This is a genomic window from Alistipes sp. (assembly GCF_048465635.1).
Classification (GTDB): domain Bacteria; phylum Bacteroidota; class Bacteroidia; order Bacteroidales; family Rikenellaceae; genus Alistipes.
In genome coordinates, this window is the sequence record NZ_DBFWLF010000005.1 from 104421 (window position 1) to 124185 (window position 19765).

Consider the following 19765-nt stretch of genomic DNA (forward strand, 5'->3'; position numbering starts at 1 on the left):
TTATCTGTTATTGATTACATATTCGCGTCTACGTCGCTGCCGTCGCCGTTACCCGGCTTCCAGTCGATGATGGTTCCGTCCGGTTCTGCCCCCACGGGAGCGTAAAGGCTGCCCGTCACACCCAGCGGGGTGAGTTTGTCCGCGTTGAAGTTGCGGAAGATGTCGGTCACGTCGGCAATGGTTTCCGTCCGGTTTCTGTCGGAAAAGGTGAGGGTCGTCACAATCTGTTGTTTCGCTCCCGTGGCTATTCCCACAATCCATAGATTGGCGGTGAGCTTGTTGTCTTTGCGGACAAAGGACAACCTCACGGAGGCGGAATTGCCGGTTACTTCGCCCGTTCGCAGGTCGATAGATGCCGCCACACCGTCCAGACGGGCTTCGATGACGGTGATTCGTTCCGGGTCGCCGTCAGTGACGGTGAGCGTGAAGCGCACTTCGCGCATCCGTTGCTGCATGGCAAGGGTTACCCGTGCCGTGTCGTCGGCAACTACATGAGTTGTTGCCACGCCGGAGAAGAGGACGCCCGCGTCGGGGACGAGCAGCGTGCCGTCCGCCCCGGTGTTGACCGTGGCGATGCCACCATCCGCGCTGACGCCTGCCGGGAAGTTATAGGCAAGCACTTCCACGTCGCCCGGTTCAAAAAGCCCGGGCAACGTGAACGCCGCCCCGTTTGCCGTGGTCGTCGTGCCGGACGCTTCCACAAGGTATTCGGTGGGAACCGCCACGCCTTCCGTGCGCTGCGACCATTCCGTAACCCCCGTTACAATGCCGTGGTCGGGGTGCGGTGTGTTGTAGATCGGGTCTTTCACGTCGCAGCTTGCCAGGAGCAGCACCGATCCTAAGAATAATACAATTTTTTTCATATTCTGCGTTTTTATTGTTTTTCTACTTGTTGTTTCATAATGTCCATACAAGGCTGATTCCCGCCTGCGTGGGGCCGAAGAAGTTTTTGGTCTTGCCGCGCTCTTTGATTACACGGACACATTCGATCGCCGGAAAGTCGTCGCCGGGAATGCGGATTTCGGTCATAACGTGCGCGAAGCTGTCGTACTCCGAGCGGGTGTAGCCCAGTCCGAGGTTGAAATCGACGGAGAAATGCCGCGAAAGGCAGAGCTGGTAGCCCATCGTGAGGCCCGCGCTCCACAGCGAGCCCTGATAGCCCGTGTCTTTCGAGAAAAGGCCGCCGAGGGGATATTTATAGATATTGTACTCGCCGTAGCCGCCCGACACACCCACATAGAAGCGTTTATTGCGGAGCAGGTACCGGCGCACCTCGGGGTTCAGAAGCCACACTTTCTGCACCTTGCCTTCGCCGCCGCTCCAGTGGGCGAAACTGCCGTCGAGCTTGACGCCCCAATCGCTGCTTACGCGCCACTCCACGCCCAGCGTGGGCAGCAGCATCGCATCGTAAAGCACATTCGTCCGCACGGCGAAGCAATAGGGTTTCGCCGCCGGGGCGGGCTGTGGAGCGGCTTCGACAACCGGAGCGGGTTGCGATTCCTCCGCGGCAGGCGCCGCGGGCGTTGCGGGCATCACGGGGTCGAGCGCCGGGGCAGGTTCGTTCACGGCGGGCGTTTCGGGCTGCGCGGTTTTCGGGGCCGGGATACGCAGCGTCACGGTCACTGCGTCTTTCCCGCCGTCCGAGGCCCCAGTATGGAGCGTCGTGCGGAAGTCGGCCTCCCGGAGCCCCTTCTGCGTGACAAGTTCCGACTTCACGCGGCTGGCCCGCAGGTAGGCCGTGCGGCGGTTCTCTTTCGCCGTCGGCAGCGAGGTGCAATAACCGTCCACATAAACCGGCATCCGCCCGTCGGCGATCTGCTCGCGGTACGTGTCCACCAGCGCATAGAGGTGTGTCAGTTCGGCCTCGTTGCCTTTGAGCAGGAACATGTCCGCTCCCGCCCGGAAGCGGAACGTGACGGTTTCAGCGTCCGGCGCCGGTGCGGCGGCAGTTCGGGCGAACCCGGCCGTCGCCATAAGAAGAATCAGCAATGCAAGTATCTTTTTCATATTCGGTGATTTTTAACGGAATAATCTGTTTTATCGGCAATTACGCCAGATCAGCGTTCGGGGCCGGTGTAGACAAAGAGTTTAATCACGGAGCCGACAGGAAAGGAATAGAGTTCCGCACCGTTCTTCCAGACTTTAAAGAAAGGCTCATTACGACTTCCTCCCGCAGCATAGACATCGCCGTCCCAGACGGAAACCAAATCGAAATAACTCTCCGGAGCGGAATAAAGCGCCGTCCCGTTCTTCCACACGATACCGTCCACCGTCACATACACATCGCCGTCCCAAACGCAGACCGACCCGACATAGGTATTCTGCGTTCCGTCGCTCAGGGTGTAAAGCAGCTTGTCGTTCTTCCACACTTTGGCGACCGGCTTGCCGTTTTCGTTGCACTCAGAGCCCGCCGTATAGACATCGCTCCCGGAAACGAAAAACGAAGAGGCCTCGGCATTTTGCGTTCCGTCGGTCAGGGCATGGAGTTCCGTGTCGTCCTTCCACACTTTGGCGATATACAAGCCGTTTTCATTGTCCTCATAGCCCGCCGTATAGACAACACCGTCGGAAACGAAAACCGAATTGGCTTCGGCATCCTGCGTTCCGTCGGTCAGGGCATGGAGCACTGTACCGTCCTTCCACACTTTGGCGACACCGCAGAATCCGATGTACTCGACGCCCGCCGTATAGACAGCGCCCCCGGAGACGAAAACCGAAAAGGCATAGGCATGCTCCGTTCCGTCGGTCAGGGTGTAAAGCACTTTGTCGTTCTTCCACACTGTGGCGACATCGCAGTTTCCGTTGTTCTCATAGCCCGTCGTATAGACATCACCGCCGGAAACGAAAAACGAAAATCCGGGGGAAACCGACTCTGGCCGCGTATAAAGTACTTCGCCGTTTTTCCGCACGATAAAGTTCAACTCGGAATCGAGGAACTCCATGGCTGCCGTGTAAATATCGGGGTTGACCGTCACGGCGCAGGAGCCCGTCTTGCCGCCTGCGGCGGCCGTGATGGTCGCATGCCCGGCCCGGACGGCCGTAATGACGCCCTCGGAGCTGACCGTGGCGACGGCTTCGTCGCTGCTCGACCATGCCAGGGCCTTGTCCGCGGCATTGTCGGGCGTCACCGCGGCCGTCAGCCGTTCGGTGCCGTCCAAAGCGAGTTCGAGCGTCGTCTTGCTCACCTCGACGCCCGCGACGCCAATCGGCGCGGGGTCGTCGTCGGAACATCCCGCCAGCAGCACGAGCGGCATGGCGGCAAAAAGAATCTGTCGGAGAATGGGGAAGTTGGTTTTCATACTCATAGGTGTTTTTTAAGATTTCTTATTGATATATAAACAGGAGTGAAGCGTGTTCCGGGGATTAGGGGTCGTCCTCTTGCGGGGCGGACTGTTCAGCCGCCGTCAGCCGGGTCGTCAGCACGCGCTCGAAGGCCTGCTTCTCGATGCGCACGTGCTCCAGCTCCCGGACGAGGAGGTCCTGCTCGTGCAGGACGCGGGCGATGCGGCGGTTCTTCTCCCGCCGGATGCGGCGGCAGCGGAAGTAAATTGCACCGGCTGTTACGAGTGCGGCCAAAGCGACAGCCAGCGACAGGACGACGATCCACTCTTTCATAAGCATTTCCTTTTTTACAAAGGTCTGCAAAGGGGCCCGGAACGGACTTGTATTTTGTCCCGACTTTCTCTCATTTTGTCACTATCCGCCTTTCCCGGCGCTTCCGGGCACAAAAAAAAGCACGGATCGCTCCGTGCTTCGTTTTTTTCGCAGGTGGTCGTTACGCCCGCTGGGACTCCGCCATTTTGCGGTATTCCGCGGGACTGATACCCCACTGTCGGCGGAACAGGCGGTAGAAAGTACTCGGGATGCTGAACCCGCAGCTGAAAGCGACCGCCTCGATGGTCAGCTCGGGGTGACTGTCCAGCATCCGGCGGGCCTCGTCGAGCCGCATCCCCCGCAGGTACTCCATCGGGGTCTGGCCCGTCACGGCCCGGACGGCATCGGTCAGCGCATTCTTGTTCGTGCCGAGCGCCGTGGTAATCTCGTCCCGGCCCACATCGGCGTTGGAAAGGTTGTCGCCCGTAAGCAGGTATTCCCGCAGGCGTCCGACCAGTTCGCGCTGCTGGCGGTCGCCCGGGAGCGGCGTTCCGGGCTCCGCTTCGCCCTTGGTCTGCGCCCGCAGGCGCATAAGTTCCTCTTCCAGGCGGTCCTGCTCCTTGATTCGTTTGTACAGCCCGAGGTTTTTGCGCGTGACCACCCGGTTGTAATAAGACATCACGCCCAGCAGTCCGGCCAGCAGCAGGCAGCCGCCCAGCGCAAAGAGGAAATAGTTGCGGTTGCGCTCCTTCTCGGCGATATACTTGTCCACCTCGTACTGCGTTCGGATTTCGTCCAGTTTGGCGTTGTACTCCGTATTGTGGCGGGCCTGCAGCTCCCCTACGACCTCGCTGAACAGCTCCACGGCTTTCCCAGAGTCTTTCAGCTGGGTCAGGGCCATCAGCTTCAGGGCTTTCGGTTCCAGTGTTTTGGGCGAGGCCGCGATCGCGCTGTCGAGCATCTCGACCGCCTCCCGGTAGCGCTTCTTCCCGTAGAGGATATGACCCCGCTCCTTATACATCCTTACCGACCCTTTGGTAATGGAGTCTATCTTGTCCACATAAATTTGCGCCTTGTCGAACGCGCCGGTCTGACGGTAGATGTCCGCATAAGTCAGATAGAGGTTGTACCACGCGGAAATCTGCGGGGATTTCGTGGCCGCTTCGAAGCGGCGGTTCACATTCTCGGTCTCACGGGCAGCCGCAAGGGCCTCATCGTAGCGTTCCTGCGCAATGAGGTTCTGCACCAAGTGGTTGTAGACCGATGCCAGCGTATTGAGGTAAGCCGTTTCGTCCTGCATCATTTCGATGCTCTCCCGCAGGCTCTTCTCGGCCTCCGGAAAACGCCGCTGGTCGGTGTAGATTCGCGCCACGGCGTGCAGCGCGACGCCCATGCCGGCCCTGTCGCCGCGCCCCTTGGCATCGTCGTAAACCCGGTTGGCCTCTTCGAGCGCGCGATCGAAATCCCGTTTGCGTCGGTAAGCGTCGAGCAGCATGGTACAGGTCTGGTAGTAATTCTTCCACAGCCCGTTTTCAGATTGGAAGGCGAGGATAGCGGGAGCCTGCCGGATAATCTCGTCGAAAAGCCAGTTGTCGTACAGCGCGATCAGCCGGTTGTAACCGGCCGCCGACTGTTCCGCGACGTCACCCGTCCGCCGCGCTTCGGCCGTCAGGGCGTCGTAAATCGTCAGCAGCGTATCGAGCACGCCCTCCTTGCGCGACTCCATCCGGTAGAGGCGGGCCAGCTCCTTGTAGGCCCCGATTTTATCGGGCCCGTCGGTGCGGGAAACGACCTGCCGCAAGGAGTCTTTCTGCGAGCGGGAAGAATCAGACGCACGAACCACAGCGGGGAATCCGGCGCAGAGGGTCAGGAAGCCCAGAATAAGAGTCAACGTAAATTTCATGCTTTTCGAACCTTTTGAAGAAACAAGGTAGGAAAAAAAGACGACATACTCAAATGACCCGTCGGATACGACAAAGCCGTCCCAAGAGCTAAAAAAAATGATAAAATATGATTTATTTTTGGGGACTTGCGGTCGCGGTGCGGTCGTGACGGAAAAAGGAAAAGTGCTAAAACATTATTTATTAATGCTTTAGCACTTCTGAAAAGTACCCGGAGCCGGGGTCGAACCGGCACGACATTGCTGTCATTGGTGTTTGAGACCAACGCGTCTACCGATTCCGCCATCCGGGCAAACTTTCCGCCGGCCGACCGAAGATACGGAACGGACGCGACGAAGAATCGGGAACGCAAAGATACGAAAATTCAGAATTAAAAATTCAGAATTAAGAATTATTTTCACGAATAGCTCCTAAAACGCTTGTTTTTAACTTTCCGATGAGAAGAAATCCCTTATTTTTTTCGCTTTTGCCGCCCCGACCAGCGCCGTCAGCTCCTCGAGGTTCGCGGCCCGTACCTTGGCCACCGTGCGGAAGTGCTGCAACAGGGTCTGGACGGTCTTGGCCCCGACCCCCTCGATCTGCTCCAGTTCGCTGTGGATAAATGCCTTGCTGCGTTTCTGCCGGTGGAACGTGATGGCGAAACGGTGCACCTCCTCCTGGATGTGAGACAGGACGTGAAACAACGGCGACGTCGGACGGATGCCGACCAGCAGCGGCGGGAAGCCGCAATACAACTCGGCCGTACGATGGCGGTCGTTTTTGGCCAGTCCCGCGATGGGTATATCCAGACCGAGCGCCTCCAGCACTTCGTGAATGACCCCCATCTGCCCCTTTCCGCCGTCAGCGATAATCAGGTCGGGCAGCTCCGCCCCCTCGGCCATCAGGCGGCTATACCGGCGGTAGACGATCTCGCGCATCGAGGCGTAGTCGTCAGCTCCGACCACCGTTTTGACGTTGTAATGGCGGTACTCCTTGCGCGAGGGTTTGCCGTCGCGGAAGACGACGCACGAGGCCACTGGGTTGGCTCCCTGGAGGTTGGAGTTGTCGAAACACTCGATATGGCGCGGCTGCCGGTCGAGGTGCAGCTCTTTCTGCATGGCGTTCATCAGCCGTTCGGCATGGCGCTCGGGGTTCTTGATCTCCAGATTTTTGAGCTGCTCGGCGCGGTAGATGCGGGCGCTCTTCTGCGAAAACTCCAACAATTCGAGCTTCTCGCCCCGCTTGGGAACGGTGAAGGTCACCCCGTCGAACAGCAGCGTCGTCGACGGCAGGAAGGGGACGATCACCTCGCGGGCGAGCTGCCCGCCGGCAACGTTTTCGACGATATGCTGGATGGCCAGCGTAAGCATGTCGCGCTCGTCGCCGCCGATCCCGGTCGTCAGCTTCACGGTCTGCACGCCCACGATCGAGCCGTGGCGGATGCGCACGAAGTTGCACCACGCCACGTCGTCGTCGGGCAGCAGCGAGAAGACGTCCACATCGACGATCTTCGCACTGACGATCACCGACCGGCCCGCATAGTTGTCCAGCGCATCGATGCGCTGCTTGTAGCGCTGCGCCAGTTCGAACCTCAGCTCCGCGGCGGCCTTGGACATCTCGCCCTCGAGGTACTGGCGCACGGGCCGCAGATCGCCCTTGAGCACCGATACGACCATCCCGACCTGCTCGGCGTACTCCGCTTCGCTCTGCAACCCCACGCAGGGGCCCTTGCAGTTGCCCAGGTGGTATTGCAGGCAGACCGAATATTTTCCCTTGGCGATCTGCTCGGGCGCGAGGTTGAGCTTGCACGTGCGCAGCGGAACCACCTCGCGGACGAACTCCAGCACGCTGTGCTGCATCATCACCGAACCGTAAGGCCCGAAGTACTGCGAGCCGTCGCGCACCAGCTGCCGCGTGGACTGCACGCGCGGGAAGTGCTCGCGGCGCACGACGATCCACGGATAAGTCTTGTCGTCCTTGAGCAGAATATTGTAGCGCGGCTGAAGGGTCTTTATCAGGGAGTTTTCCAGCAGCAGGGCGTCGGTCTCGCTGTCGACGACGATGTGGCGGATTTCGGCGATCTGCTTCACCAGCACGCGCACCTTGGCGCTGTGCTCCTTGCTCTGCACAAAATAGGACGAAACCCGCTTGCGCAGGCTCTTCGCCTTACCCACGTAGATGATCGTGCCCGACCGGTCCACGAACTGGTAGACCCCGGGCTTGAGCGGCAGCAGGGCCACCTGCTCACGAAGCGTGTTCTTTTCGGTTTCGGCCATAACCGCTACAAATGTAACAAATATTTGCCAGGCGGGAAATGCGCGGAATAAATTGTCCGATATTTTGCTTATTCTGTCCTAAAATGCTATATTTGTCATCAATCTCAAACAACGACTATGCGAAAACTCTACCTGCTGTTGCTGCTCGGCGCGCTGAATGCCGCGTGCATCGACCGGGATTACGACCTTACGGAGATTCATACCGACAACATCACCCTGGGCGAGGAGATGCGTTTTCCGCTGGCGACCATCCGTGTGACGATGCAGGAGCTGCGGCAGGGCCTGCTCGACGTGGAAGAGGTCTTCTCGGAGGCCGACGACTGGCTGCCCTCGACGCTTCCCGGCGGCGTCGACTACGTGGATATCGTAGCGCTGAACGAGCACGGGACCTACCTCGATGCGCTCCTCGACGCGCTGATCGCCGAGATGCAGCAGCCCGACGGACGGAAACTCTCCGCGGTCGCCGACCGCATCTGCGCGCAGTACAAGTACCGGTTCCTCGCACAGCTTTCGCTGCCGTCGAACGTCCCGGACGAACTCTTCAAGTCTACCTTCAAGACCGAATTTCTCCGCCGGCAGGACGTGCGGGAGAGTGCGAGACAGGTGGCCCGCGACTACCTGGGCGACATCCGCATCGAGCAGATGACCTACAAGATCGACCGCGTGCAGGTTACCAACCAGGTGGTCAAGATGCTCAGCGACAACCTCGACCCGGAGAGCGTCCCGGCCGGGCAGCGCACCTCGACCCTGCACCTCTACGGCGAGATCCGCAGCAAACTGCCGCTCTCGCTGACGCTCGAACCCGTCTTCTCGTCCACGCGCCTCGACTTCACGGTCGCGGTGGACGCCAAAAAGGCCGTCAATCCGATCGCTGAATCGGACGGCACGCAGCTCTTCCGCGAAGACCTGGAGCAGATCATCAGCGGGGTCGAAGTGCGCATCCCCATCACGCTCGAACGCTACTACCCCGCCCTGGGCTTCCGCCCCGAAGAACAGGAGCAGATCGCCATCGACCTCAAACTGGTCAAGCGCGGCGGGCTGAAACTCGACATCCAATAAGCAGCGACGATGAAAACGGTAAGAAACCTCCTTTTCGGCACGGCGCTGCTCCTCGCGGCAGGCGCTGCGGCCCAGAACCCCGCGTCCTATTTCATGGAAGGCTCGATCCTCCGCAGCCAGCTCAACCCGGCGTTCGCCCCCAAGCGCGGCTACGTCAACATTCCGGGACTGGGCGGAGTGGACGTCAACGTGAGCGGCAACCTCTCCGTCGACCGCATCCTCTTTCCGCGCGACGGACGGCTCGTCACGCTGCTCGATCAGTCGGTGTCGGCCTCCGACGCCCTCACGGGGCTGGAAGCCGTGAACACGGCGGGTTCCGACGTACGGGTCAACCTCATCGGTTTCGGCGCTTACACGCGCGACGGCAAGCATTTCTGGGCGTTCGACCTGACCGCCCGCGCGAACGTCGACGGCACGGCTCCCTACGAATTGTTCGACTTTCTCAAACGCGGGACCAGCACCGCCATCCGCGACATCGGCGCGACGGCCGACTCCTACATCGAAGCGGGCCTCTCCTACTCGTTTCCGCTGCTCAACGACCGGCTCTACATCGGCGTGCGGGGCAAGTTCCTCTTAGGCATGGCGCGGGGCCGGCTCCACTACGACCGGTTCGACGCCACGATGGATGAGGACCGCTGGATGATCGATGCGCGGGGAACCTTCGACATCACCTCCGCCCGGCTCGGCATCAACACCAAGATCGACGGCAAGGGCGAGGCCTACTACAAACCCGAAGACATCACCCTGCGGCCGACCCAGCCCGTCGGCTACGGATTCGCCGTCGATCTGGGAGCCGCCTACGACATCCTGCCCGACCTGCAGGCGTCGCTGGCGGTGAACGACCTCGGGTTCATCGCCTGGGGCAAGGGGCACAACCGCACGGCCGTATCGGCCAAGGAGTTGATATTTACGGGGATGGAGGTCGATGCGAACGGCACGAAAGCCCAGCCGCGGTTCGACTTGGACGTGCTCAAATTCCAGCCTTCGGATTCCAGGAGCGTCACCCGCATGCTCCGCGCATCGGTCAATGCCGGCATCGAATACAAGTTGTGGCGGCGCAAGATCGGGCTGGGACTGCTCTACACAGCGCGCATCTGGGAGTACGACACGCTGCACGATCTGACCGCCTCGGTCAACTTCCAGCCCATCGGCTGGTTCACGCTCACGGGCAGCTACTCCATGATCGACAACCGCGGCCACGCCGTGGGTCTGGCGCTCAACCTCTGCCCGGGCTGGATCAACTTCTTCATCGCCTCGGACGTCATCCTGGCCAAGCATACGAAGCAGTTCGTCCCCGTCAAGCAGAACCGAATGAACCTAACGCTCGGGCTGGGCGTACCCATCGGACCGCGCAGCAGGCGGTGCGAAAGAGCCTGGACGGCCGCCGAATAAGACGACCGACCCCGGCTTCGAATCACGGGAAGCCGGGGTGCGATCGGGAGGACGGAAGCGTTCCGATGCCGGATAAAGTCCTTTTACGCGGGGTACGGGCCCCGTCAGGAGGCTGAAAAGGGCTCGCTACAAAAGATATTCGGACGCACAAATACCATATTCGGACAAACGCGTTGCGAATTCGGAATCTTTATTTATCTTTGCCCACGTAAGAATACGGAGAAGCGGCCAAACCCTCCCCCGGATTCGGAAAATATCCCTTGCGGCGGCCCCTCAAAATCTGTGTGAAGTTGCGTCACTACTTTTGAATTCCTCAAAACGGGCCGCCGCTTTCTTTTGCCCTTTCGGTTCTGCAAATACCATACCAAACCCGTTACGAAGCGCACGCCTCCCGCTGCGCCAGCACCGCGCGCGCGGCTGCGCGGCCCGCTTCGAGGATCTCCCCGGCGCGGTAGAACTCGAAGATGCCGAAGCTGTCGGCAGGCAGCTGGACCAGCACGTCGGGCCGGTGCAGCTCGCACGTCAGCTGCGCGATATGCTGCTGCATGATTTGCGACGAGGAGATCAGCATCTTGTAGTAGTTGAGCGAGGTTTTGGCCCGCAGCGCCGGCTCCTGGGAGAAGGGCGCGCAGACGTCAACCGCCACCAGCTCGTCGCCCGCAGAGCGCTGCACGCGGTTGACCGGCAGCGGATTGACCGTACCGCCGTCGACGAGCACCATGCCGCCCCGGTGCACGGGCAGAAAGACCGAGGGGATCGAGATCGAGGCGCGGATGGCGTCGTACAGCCCGCCCCGGTCGATCACCACTTCGCGGCCCGTCATCAGATCGGCGGCCACGGCGGTGAACGGAATCGCCATCTGCTCGATCCGCACGTCGGGGACCAGCGCTTTCATCGCTCCGATCACCCGCTTGCCCTTGACCAACCCCTCGCTGCTGAGCGAAAAGTCGACCAGGCTGAACACCTTGTAGCGGTCCAGCGCGCACATCCACTCCTTGAACGCCCCGAGGTGACCCGCGGCGTACATGCCGCCGACCAGCGCTCCCATCGACGTTCCGGCCACAGCCGTAATCTCGTAACCCTGACTCTCCAGCTCCTCGATAACCCCGATATGGGCTATTCCGCGCGCGCCGCCGCCGCCGAGCACCAGCGCAGCCTTTCGTTTACTCATCTGCTTCCTTATTTATACGGTCCCTGACTTTGCTCCACGCATGGGTTCCGAACAGACAGCTTGCACGCATCGTGCCGCACAACTCCCGAAAGCGCCCCAACGGAATGGTGAGGCTCAGCACATCCGCATCGACCCACGGACGCACCGAGGGGTCGAACAGTCCCAGAAATACGCTGCGGCCGCCCCGCCGGTTTTCGCGCACGGCATGCGCCACCGTGGCGCCGCATCCCGAGCCGAACGGCGCGCGGACGGCATCCTCCGCATCGTTGTCGTACAGCGCCCACGTGACCAGCCCCGACAACTCGTCCGGCCGGGCGAAGAAGAGCACCCCCTCCGCGCGGTCGAAAGCCTCCTCCGCTTCCGGCGTGTCGATGCGCGCGAAGGTGAGCCATGCCGCCGGAGCCGGCCGCACGTCGAGCCGTTCGATCAGCGCGAGGACCATTTCGGGCGTTCGGATGTAGCGCTCCTTGCGCGAGACGAACTCGGGAACAAAGGGCGGCATCGGGGCGAACCCGGTGTAGAACTTGCCGCCTCCGCAGCCGATATTCTGCGCGTTGAGGCTCACCGCCATTCCGGCGCGTGCTTCGGCCAGCGCCTTGAAAAAGCACCCTTCGACCTTCGGAACCGCCCGCACGGGCTGCTCCGAGTACCAGAAAAGCAGCGGCAGCGCCGCAGCCTCTCCGAACGCCTCCCGATAGGTGGCGGTAAATTCTTTGAGATTCATCCTTATCCGGTTATCAGTTGATCCATCGTAATATCGTGCGGTTCGCGGGGCAGCTCCCCGACCACCTGGTGGCGGTAGCAGACCCCGATGCGCAGCGCCCGCATCCCTTGCTGCGAGAGGTAGCGGTCGTAGTAACCGCGTCCCCGGCCCAGCCGGTCGCCGACGGCGGTGAACGCCACGCCCGGAACCAGCATCAGGTCGATCTCTTCGGGCGGGCACAGCCGCGCCTCCGGGCCCGGCTCCTCGATGCCGAACGCTCCGCGCCGCATCGTCAGGGGGTCGTAGTCGAAAAAACGCATCGCCTCCCCCTCCACGCGCGGCACGACCACGCGCCGCGTAAGGCTCCAGCGGCGCAGCGCCTCCCCGGTGGGCGGTTCGTCCGGCAGCGCGCAGAAGAGCGCCACGCAGCGTGCCTGTTCGAATGCGGGCAGCCGCTCCGCGGCGGCGAAGATCGTCTCCGCCGCGGCGAGCCGCGCGTCGGGGGTCATCGACGCATTGCGCCGCTTCATTTCGGCCCGAATCTCTTTCTTCGACATAAAACCCTCCTTTCCGGCCTAAAATTCCGGTCCGTTTTTATTGTTATTGTGCAAACAATGGCTATCTTTGCCGGAGTTCCGGCCCGATCCGGCCGCGCCCGACCGGAAAACGTGCATCCGGACCGTCGCCGTACCCCGTAAAATTCGCGGGAGCAGGCGATTCCGGGAGCGGACGGACATCCGCGCAAGGCGTGCGGTGCGACCGTCCCGGCCCCAAAGGAACACCGCTGCGGCAAACAGGAAACAAGATCACACAAATATAAACAAATTTAAACGATTATGAGCTGTTTTTTAACCAATTCCTCTGTCGGAAAGAAGTTGGTGATGAGCATCACGGGCGCGTTCCTCGTGCTCTTCATCCTCTTCCACATGTCCATGAACCTCACGGCGATCATCTCGCCCGAAGGCTACAACCTGGTCTGCGAGCTGCTGGGCGCCAACTGGTACGCGCTGGCGGGAACCTTCGTGCTGGCCATCGGCGTGGTGATCCACTTCATCTACGCGCTGATCCTTACGTGGGACAACTACCGCGCACGCGGCAGCCAGCGCTACGCCGTCACGGTCCGCGAACCGGGTGTGGACTGGGCGTCGAAGAACATGCTGGTCATCGGCTTCATCATCCTGGCCGGACTGGTGCTCCACCTGTTCAACTTCTGGGCGAAGATGCAGCTCGTGGAGGTACTGGGCGGCCACGCCAACTCGCTGGGCTTCCACCCCGCCGACGGCGCTGCGCTGGTGGCCTACACCTTCTCGCAGTGGTACTACGTGGTGATCTACCTCCTCTGGTTCGCCGCCCTCTGGTTCCACCTCACGCACGGCGTATGGTCGATGTTCCAGTCGGTGGGCTGGGCCAACGACACGTGGTATCCCCGTCTGAAGTGCATCTCGCAGATCGTCGCCACGCTCGTCTTCCTGGGCTTTGCCGCCGTGGTGGTGGTCTATTTCCTCAAGAGCGTCTGCCCCTGCTGCAACGGCGCCTGCTAACCGATCCTCAAACAGAACGATAAACAACATAAGATATGGCTTTCAAATTAGATGCTAAAATCCCTGCCGGCGACCTCGCACTCAAGTGGAGCAACCACAAGGCAGCTATCAAGGTCGTCAGCCCCGCCAACAAGCGCAAGCTCGACATCATCATCGTCGGAACGGGTCTGGGCGGTGCGTCCGCAGCCGCTTCGCTCGGCGAACTGGGCTACAACGTCAAAGTATTCTGCATTCAGGATTCGCCCCGCCGCGCCCACTCGATCGCAGCGCAGGGCGGCATCAACGCCGCGAAGAACTACCAGAACGACAACGACTCGGTATACCGGCTGTTCTACGACACGATCAAGGGCGGCGACTACCGCGCCCGCGAAGCCAACGTCTACCGCATGGCCGAGGTGTCGAACCTGATCATCGACCAGTGCGTGGCGCAGGGCGTTCCCTTCGCCCGCGAGTACGGCGGCCTGCTGGCCAACCGCTCGTTCGGCGGCGCGCAGGTATCGCGTACGTTCTACGCCCGCGGCCAGACCGGTCAGCAGCTCCTGCTGGGCGCTTATGCCGCGCTCAACAAGGAGATCGCGGCCGGCTCGGTGAAGAGCTATCCCCGCCACGAGATGCTCGACATCGTCATCGAGGACGGCGAGGCCCGCGGCATCATCGCCCGCAACCTTATCACGGGCGAGATCGAGCGCCACGGCGCACACGCCGTCGTGATCGCCACGGGCGGCTACGGCAACGTCTTCTTCCTGTCGACCAACGCCATGGCTTCGAACGGCTCGGCGGCGTTCCAGTGCTACCGCAAGGGCGCCGGCTTCGCCAACCCCTGCTTCACGCAGATTCACCCCACCTGCATCCCCGTACACGGCACGCAGCAGTCGAAACTGACGCTTATGTCCGAGTCGCTGCGCAACGACGGCCGCATCTGGGTTCCCAAGAAGATCGAGGACGTGCAGGCGATTCGCGCCGGCAAGCTCCGCCCGTCGGAGATCGCCGAGGAGGACCGCGACTACTACCTCGAGCGCCGCTACCCGGCCTTCGGCAACCTCGTGCCGCGCGACGTGGCTTCGCGCGCCGCCAAGGAGCGCTGCGACGCCGGCTTCGGCGTGAACGAGACGGGGCTGGCCGTCTACCTCGATTTCAAGACCGCCATCGAGCGGCTGGGCAAGGACACCATCAAACAGCGTTACGGCAACCTGTTCGACATGTACGAGGAGATCACCGACGTAAGCCCCTACGAGGAGCCGATGCAGATCTTCCCCGCCGTGCACTACACCATGGGCGGCATCTGGGTCGACTACAACCTGATGACCACCATCCCGGGACTCTACGCCATCGGCGAGTGCAACTTCTCGGACCACGGCGCCAACCGCCTCGGCGCCTCGGCGCTGATGCAAGGTCTGGCGGACGGCTACTTCGTGCTGCCCTACACCATCGGCGACTACCTCGCCCGGAAGATTCAGGCTCCGAAGGTGAAGACCGACACCGCGGCGTTCGACAAGGCCGAAGAGGGCGTGCGCGAGAAGATCGCCCGTCTGCTGGCGATCAAGGGCAAGCAGTCGGTGGACGACATCCACAAGAAGCTCGGCCACATCATGTGGGAGAACGTGGGCATGGCCCGTTCGAAGGCGTCGCTCGAAAAGGCGATCGCCGAGATCCAGGCCCTGCGCAAGGAGTTCTGGCAGGACGTGAAGGTCGTCGGCGCGGAGAAGGACTTCAACGTCGAACTGGAGAAGGCACTGCGGCTGGCCGACTTCCTCGAGCTGGGCGAGCTGATGGCCCGCGACGCGCTCGTGCGCGAAGAGTCGTGCGGCGGTCACTTCCGCATCGAGCACCAGACCGAGGAGGGCGAGGCCAAGCGCGACGACGAGAACTTCGTCTACGCGGCCGTCTGGGAGTACAAGGGCATGGACCAGGCTCCGGAGCTGACGAAGGAACCGCTCAACTTCGAGTTCGTACACCCGGCACAGCGCAACTACAAGGACTAACGACGTCGTAAACTTTAATAATCTGCAACCATGAATTTCACGTTAAAGATATGGCGTCAGAAGGACGCCAAAAGCAAGGGAGCGTTCGAAACGTACCGGGTGGAGAACATTTCGGCCGACACCTCGTTCCTCGAAATGCTCGACATTCTCAACAACAACCTCATCCACGAGGGCAAGGAGCCGGTGGCGTTCGACCACGACTGCCGCGAGGGCATCTGCGGTATGTGCTCGCTGCATATCGACGGCCAGGCCCACGGTCCCAGCCAGGGTGCGACGACCTGCCAGATCTACATGCGCAAGTTCCGCGACGGCGCGACGATCACCATCGAGCCGTGGCGCTCAGCGGCATTCCCCGTCATCAAGGACCTGGTGGTCAACCGCAACGCCTACGACGAGATTCTCCAGGCCGGCGGCTTCATCTCGGTACGCACCAACTCCGTGCCCGACGCCAACGCCATCCCCATCCCGAAGGCGGACGCCGACGAGTCGATGGACGCGGCGGCCTGCATCGGCTGCGGCGCCTGCGCCGCGACCTGCAAGAACGGCTCGGCGATGCTCTTCGTCGCCGCCCGCGTGTCGTCGCTGGCCAAGCTGCCGCAGGGCCGCGTGGAGGGCGCACGCCGCGCCAAAGCGATGGTGGCCAAGATGGACGCGCTCGGATTCGGCAACTGCACCAACACGGGCGCCTGCCAGGCCGAGTGCCCCAAGCAGATCTCCATCGCGCATATCGCGCGGCTGAACCGGGAGTTCCTTTCGGCCAAGTTCGAGGATTAAGCAGCCGGATTGTGCAATAGCAAGGGCGGGGATTGCTCCCCGCCCTTTTTATGTCCGCGCGATATGCGCTGCGCGCAGAGAGATAGACAATCCCCCGGCCCCTTTGAAAAGGGGTGCGCGCTACATATGCACAAATCCTACTGCGGCCGGATGGCCGACAGCCGCACCACCTCCTGCAGATCGAACGCACCGTAGATGTCCACGACGACCGTCTCTTTCGGACCGTAGGTCAGCATCAGCAATTCGGCATTGTCCGTAAGCCGGGCTTCGCGCAGGTAAAACAGCGTAGTCTGTCCCTGCTCGGTGGAGGAGGTGACCAACGGAAAACCGCCCGCGGTCACCGCCCGTCGGGCATCGTCCACGAACCGTTCACGGTCGCCCCCCTTCAGCGCCACGATGCGGATGAAGCGAATATCCCGAAGCAGCTGCGCCAGCTCCTCGTCGCCCCGCTCGGCGGCCTGCCGGCTCATCAGCTGCATCATCTTCGGCTCCAGCTGCACGCTGGTAACCGACTCGGAGGCCAGGTAGCTGTCGAAAAACCGCTCGACGGCCTTGCTCTGCGCCAGCAACGTGTGCGGCAGCGCCAAAATCAGAATCAACAAAATTCGTTTCATGGTCGCGGCGGATTAAAAGCTGAGCGAATAGTCGAATCCGAACGAGAAAGTACGACACTCGGGACCCGCTCCGCGCTCGAAGAGCGGCGTGGGGGTATAGCGCACGAAAAGCCCCAAGCCATAATAAGCCACCGAGGCTCCCAGGCCGAGCCGGTAGCTGCGCCAGCCCGAAAGGCCGTGCTTCTGCTTCGGACTTTTGCAGATGGCGTCCGCGCCCAGCAGGAAATCGTTGTGCAGCACGAACGACACGCCCAACCGGTCGACCGGGACCCAGTGGAGCCGCACGGGAATACCCAGGTAGGAGTAGACGATCTTCGACTTGGCGGCCGGAGCCTCCAGCGCCACCGGGATCAGACGCCCGTCCGAATCGTTGCCGACCGTAATGCCGTTGTCAGTCAGGCGGATATTCTCGAGCGTATAGTCCAGCCCCACCCTCAGCGAGAGCGAACGTTTCCGGTTCATGTCCCAGCCCAGGTTGAACGGCGCGAAACTGAAATGGAACGACGCCCCGAGCCGCTGGTCGAGAAAGCCGCGCTCCCCCACGCCGTAACCTCCGTAGTCGATCCCCGTCAGGTGCGTAAAACCCAACTCGATGTCGGACATGATCGTGAAGTAGAAGCGCGGCGGATTCTTCAGCTGCTTCGACATGTAGGTGCGGCCCAGTTTAAGGCCGAAACCGCCCACTTCGAGCACCATGTCCCCCTCGCCGCCCCCTTCGCGCAGGCGGATCAGATTGCCGTCCGTGGGGTCGATGCGCCGCAGCGTGTCGATGCACAGCGTGTCGCAACCCGCTTCGGTGACCGTCAACCGTTTTACACGTTCCCTGCGCAGACTGTCGGGCTGCCCGGCCCATGCGGCCGTGAGCATAAGTTGTGCGACCAATAGCAGAAAAAGTCGTTTTTTCATCATCTCTTTTTTCCGAGGTTACATCAAAAAAGTTAGGCCGAAGCTCATCGGGTGGCACACGGGGCCTTCATGGGGTTTGAAAAGCGGTGTGAGCGAATAGCGGACAAAAAATCCGATGCCGCTGTAAGAGACCGAAGCACCCACGCCGAACCGGTAGACATTCAGCCCGGTCAATTCGCGTTGGACGAGCCTCGGGTTTTTATAACGCGACGAACTTTCCACCCCGAAGTCATTGTAGAGAACCGCTGAAAGGCACAATTTATCGACGGGCTCGTAGATCAGGCGCAGCGGAAGGCCCACCGTCGCAGTGAACAGTCCCGTTCGTTCGGCCGGCTCACCCAACGCCACAGGCACGAGGCGTCCCGCCGCATCGTTCCAATCGACATAGTGTTCCGTGGCGGCAAGCCGGTAACTGTCCACGGCAAGTTGCAGATCGGCGGCGATAGAAAGCGTCCGGCTGCGGTTGAGCGTCATGCGCACCTGCACGGCCGAGAAGCCGATGTGGAACGAAGAGGTTAGTTTCTGGTCCAGAAATCCCTGCTCCGGGAGCGGGTAATCGTCGTAACCTAACCCCGCAAGGGAAGCGAAACCCAATTCGGCATGCGTAATCAACCCGACCGTAAAACGCGGGGAAGGACGGTTACCGACCCCACCGAGCGTAAGGTTGAAACCGCCGACCTCCAACTGCACGTTCCCGCTCCCGTCCCGGAGGCGGATCAAATTGCCGTCCGTGGTGTCGATGCGCCGCAGCGTGTCGATGCCCGCCGAATCGCGGTCGATGGTCTCGACTTTCAGCGCAGGCCTGTCGGAACGGGAGGCTGTTCGGGGGCTGTCGGACTGCTGCGCTGCGACAGGGAGCGCCGGAAGCAACAAGGTTGCGGTGAAGAGAAAAATTCGGTTCATGATCTATCGGTTTTCAGGGTTATCGAGCAGTCGGTCGACCATCCGCGCAGGATCGTCCAGCCGGGAAAGCCCGTCGAGATAGGCCGTCGCAGCCAGGGCCGTCTCGCGGTCGTAGACCGCACGGCCGTCGATATAGCAGTAAGGCTTGCGCAGCAGCTCCGCGCCGACGAAGATGCCGATAGCCACTACCGCCGCGACCGCGACATACCATACGGGCCGTAAAACCCGTCGCAGGCGGGGACGGCCCGCCCGCCGGGGCATTTGCTCTTCGGAGAGTTCCTCCAACCCCGCAAACAAAGTCTGCGCATAACGCAGGTCGGGCGGGAGGTCCTTCGCCGCACGGAACCAGCCACGCAGCTGCCGCTCCTCGTCGGGGGTCGTCTCTGCGGCGAAATAGCGCTCCAACAGCGCCTCAATCTCTTTTCGTGTCATCATCGGTCATTCGTTTGAGGATTTCCCGCATGGCGCAGCGGGCCCGCGAAAGGATCGTGCGCACCTGCGCCTCATCGGTCGAAAGCAGCTGGGCGATCTCGCGCGTCGGATAGCCCTCGATCTCTTTCAGATGGAGCGCCTCGCGCTGCCTCTGCGGAAGCTGCGCCATCGCCCGCCGCACCAGATCGCGCGCCTCCCAGCCGTCGACGGCATCGGTCGAGACGCGTTCGGCGTGCGTCTTCACCGTTTCGTCGCGCTGCGAGCGGGCCCGCAGGCTGCGCAGATGGTCGTAACAGGCGTTCCGCACGGAGGTCATCACGAAGGAGGCGACGCTCCGGCAGCCGTCCAGCCGGTCGCGGTCGCGCCACAACCGCTCCAGCAGGTCGTGCACCGCATCCTCCGCCTCATCGCGCGAGAGCAGCAGGCTCTGGGCATAGCGGAACATGCGGTCACGGAGCGGGAGAACGGTTCGGGTAAATTCCTGTTCCTTCATGCTATAATCTCAGACGTATCTGCGCGGCAAAACGCAACATCCGAT

19 protein-coding genes and 1 tRNA gene are annotated in these 19765 nt (G+C 61.5%); 5 read left to right on the forward strand and 15 right to left on the reverse strand.

Translation table 11 applies throughout. The annotated features are described in order from the left end of the window. Positions 1 to 14: 14 nt before the first annotated feature. The 7 genes from ACMO9O_RS01395 to uvrC all read right to left on the reverse strand — a co-directional run bounded on the left by ACMO9O_RS01395 (position 15) and on the right by uvrC (position 7750). Positions 15 to 863 (reverse strand): FimB/Mfa2 family fimbrial subunit, encoded by an 849-nt coding sequence (locus ACMO9O_RS01395; protein ID WP_418981836.1) that lies wholly within the window; start codon positions 861 to 863, stop codon positions 15 to 17. Between the two features lie 34 nt (positions 864 to 897). Further along, a complete protein-coding gene (locus ACMO9O_RS01400) occupies positions 898 to 2007 on the reverse strand; it encodes a DUF3575 domain-containing protein (RefSeq protein ID WP_418981837.1) in 1110 nt (369 codons plus the stop codon). 50 nt (positions 2008 to 2057) lie between these two features. Continuing rightward, positions 2058 to 3299, reverse strand: a complete 1242-nt coding sequence (locus ACMO9O_RS01405) for an Ig-like domain-containing protein (protein ID WP_418981838.1) — start codon at positions 3297 to 3299, stop codon at positions 2058 to 2060. A 64-nt stretch (positions 3300 to 3363) separates the two neighbouring features. Continuing rightward, positions 3364 to 3615: a hypothetical protein gene (locus ACMO9O_RS01410; protein WP_418981839.1), complete on the reverse strand. Its 252-nt coding sequence runs from the start codon at positions 3613 to 3615 to the stop codon at positions 3364 to 3366. Between the two features lie 160 nt (positions 3616 to 3775). Beyond that, positions 3776 to 5497: a helix-turn-helix domain-containing protein gene (locus ACMO9O_RS01415; RefSeq protein WP_418981840.1), complete on the reverse strand. Its 1722-nt coding sequence runs from the start codon at positions 5495 to 5497 to the stop codon at positions 3776 to 3778. A gap of 206 nt (positions 5498 to 5703) precedes the next feature. Further along, a tRNA-Leu gene (locus tag ACMO9O_RS01420) sits at positions 5704 to 5787 on the reverse strand. Positions 5788 to 5920: 133 nt separating this feature from the next. Further along, the gene (uvrC, locus tag ACMO9O_RS01425; protein ID WP_418981841.1) at positions 5921 to 7750 is read right to left on the reverse strand and encodes an excinuclease ABC subunit UvrC; all 1830 of its coding nucleotides are present in this window, start codon (positions 7748 to 7750) and stop codon (positions 5921 to 5923) included. Between the two features lie 117 nt (positions 7751 to 7867). On the opposite strand from uvrC, the gene ACMO9O_RS01430 reads away from it, so the two are divergent. Both ACMO9O_RS01430 and ACMO9O_RS01435 read left to right on the forward strand, forming a co-directional pair. Beyond that, entirely contained in the window at positions 7868 to 8809 is a 942-nt protein-coding gene (locus tag ACMO9O_RS01430) for a hypothetical protein (protein ID WP_418981842.1), read from the forward strand. Between the two features lie 9 nt (positions 8810 to 8818). Further along, complete coding sequence (locus ACMO9O_RS01435) at positions 8819 to 10201, forward strand: DUF5723 family protein (protein WP_418981843.1); 1383 nt, start codon at positions 8819 to 8821, stop codon at positions 10199 to 10201. A gap of 373 nt (positions 10202 to 10574) precedes the next feature. On the opposite strand, the gene ACMO9O_RS01440 is transcribed toward ACMO9O_RS01435, so the two are convergent. From ACMO9O_RS01440 to ACMO9O_RS01450, 3 genes are read right to left on the reverse strand one after another with little or no spacing between them, the layout of a single operon-like run. Next, the gene (locus ACMO9O_RS01440) at positions 10575 to 11372 is read right to left on the reverse strand and encodes a patatin-like phospholipase family protein (protein WP_418981844.1); all 798 of its coding nucleotides are present in this window, start codon (positions 11370 to 11372) and stop codon (positions 10575 to 10577) included. Beyond that, positions 11365 to 12096 carry a DUF169 domain-containing protein gene (locus ACMO9O_RS01445; protein ID WP_418981845.1) on the reverse strand — a complete coding sequence of 244 codons (732 nt, stop codon included), beginning with the start codon at positions 12094 to 12096 and terminating at the stop codon, positions 11365 to 11367. The genes ACMO9O_RS01440 and ACMO9O_RS01445 overlap by 8 nt, the downstream gene beginning before the upstream one ends. A gap of 2 nt (positions 12097 to 12098) precedes the next feature. Next, positions 12099 to 12632 carry a 5-formyltetrahydrofolate cyclo-ligase gene (locus tag ACMO9O_RS01450; protein ID WP_418981846.1) on the reverse strand — a complete coding sequence of 178 codons (534 nt, stop codon included), beginning with the start codon at positions 12630 to 12632 and terminating at the stop codon, positions 12099 to 12101. Between the two features lie 279 nt (positions 12633 to 12911). Between ACMO9O_RS01450 and ACMO9O_RS01455 the strand changes: the two genes are divergently transcribed. The 3 genes from ACMO9O_RS01455 to ACMO9O_RS01465 are packed head-to-tail and all read left to right on the forward strand — an operon-like array spanning position 12912 to position 16372. Beyond that, positions 12912 to 13616 carry a succinate dehydrogenase cytochrome b subunit gene (locus tag ACMO9O_RS01455; RefSeq protein WP_418981847.1) on the forward strand — a complete coding sequence of 235 codons (705 nt, stop codon included), beginning with the start codon at positions 12912 to 12914 and terminating at the stop codon, positions 13614 to 13616. Positions 13617 to 13651: 35 nt separating this feature from the next. Beyond that, on the forward strand, positions 13652 to 15598 hold the full coding sequence (locus tag ACMO9O_RS01460; protein WP_418981848.1) for a fumarate reductase/succinate dehydrogenase flavoprotein subunit: 1947 nt from the start codon (positions 13652 to 13654) through the stop codon (positions 15596 to 15598). Positions 15599 to 15628: 30 nt separating this feature from the next. Continuing rightward, positions 15629 to 16372 (forward strand): succinate dehydrogenase/fumarate reductase iron-sulfur subunit, encoded by a 744-nt coding sequence (locus ACMO9O_RS01465; RefSeq protein ID WP_418981849.1) that lies wholly within the window; start codon positions 15629 to 15631, stop codon positions 16370 to 16372. Between the two features lie 137 nt (positions 16373 to 16509). Here the strand turns inward: ACMO9O_RS01465 and ACMO9O_RS01470 are convergent, their stop codons facing one another. From ACMO9O_RS01470 to ACMO9O_RS01490, 5 genes are read right to left on the reverse strand one after another with little or no spacing between them, the layout of a single operon-like run. After that, positions 16510 to 16986, reverse strand: coding sequence for a DUF4252 domain-containing protein (locus ACMO9O_RS01470; RefSeq protein WP_418981850.1), 477 nt, complete (start codon positions 16984 to 16986; stop codon positions 16510 to 16512). A gap of 12 nt (positions 16987 to 16998) precedes the next feature. Beyond that, a complete protein-coding gene (locus ACMO9O_RS01475) occupies positions 16999 to 17892 on the reverse strand; it encodes a hypothetical protein (protein ID WP_418981851.1) in 894 nt (297 codons plus the stop codon). Between the two features lie 18 nt (positions 17893 to 17910). Beyond that, complete coding sequence (locus tag ACMO9O_RS01480) at positions 17911 to 18795, reverse strand: hypothetical protein (RefSeq protein WP_418981852.1); 885 nt, start codon at positions 18793 to 18795, stop codon at positions 17911 to 17913. A gap of 3 nt (positions 18796 to 18798) precedes the next feature. After that, positions 18799 to 19230: a hypothetical protein gene (locus ACMO9O_RS01485; RefSeq protein ID WP_418981853.1), complete on the reverse strand. Its 432-nt coding sequence runs from the start codon at positions 19228 to 19230 to the stop codon at positions 18799 to 18801. Further along, positions 19208 to 19720, reverse strand: a complete 513-nt coding sequence (locus ACMO9O_RS01490) for an RNA polymerase sigma factor (protein ID WP_418981854.1) — start codon at positions 19718 to 19720, stop codon at positions 19208 to 19210. Before ACMO9O_RS01490 ends, ACMO9O_RS01485 begins: the two co-directional genes overlap by 23 nt. Between the last annotated feature and the right edge of the window lie 45 nt (positions 19721 to 19765).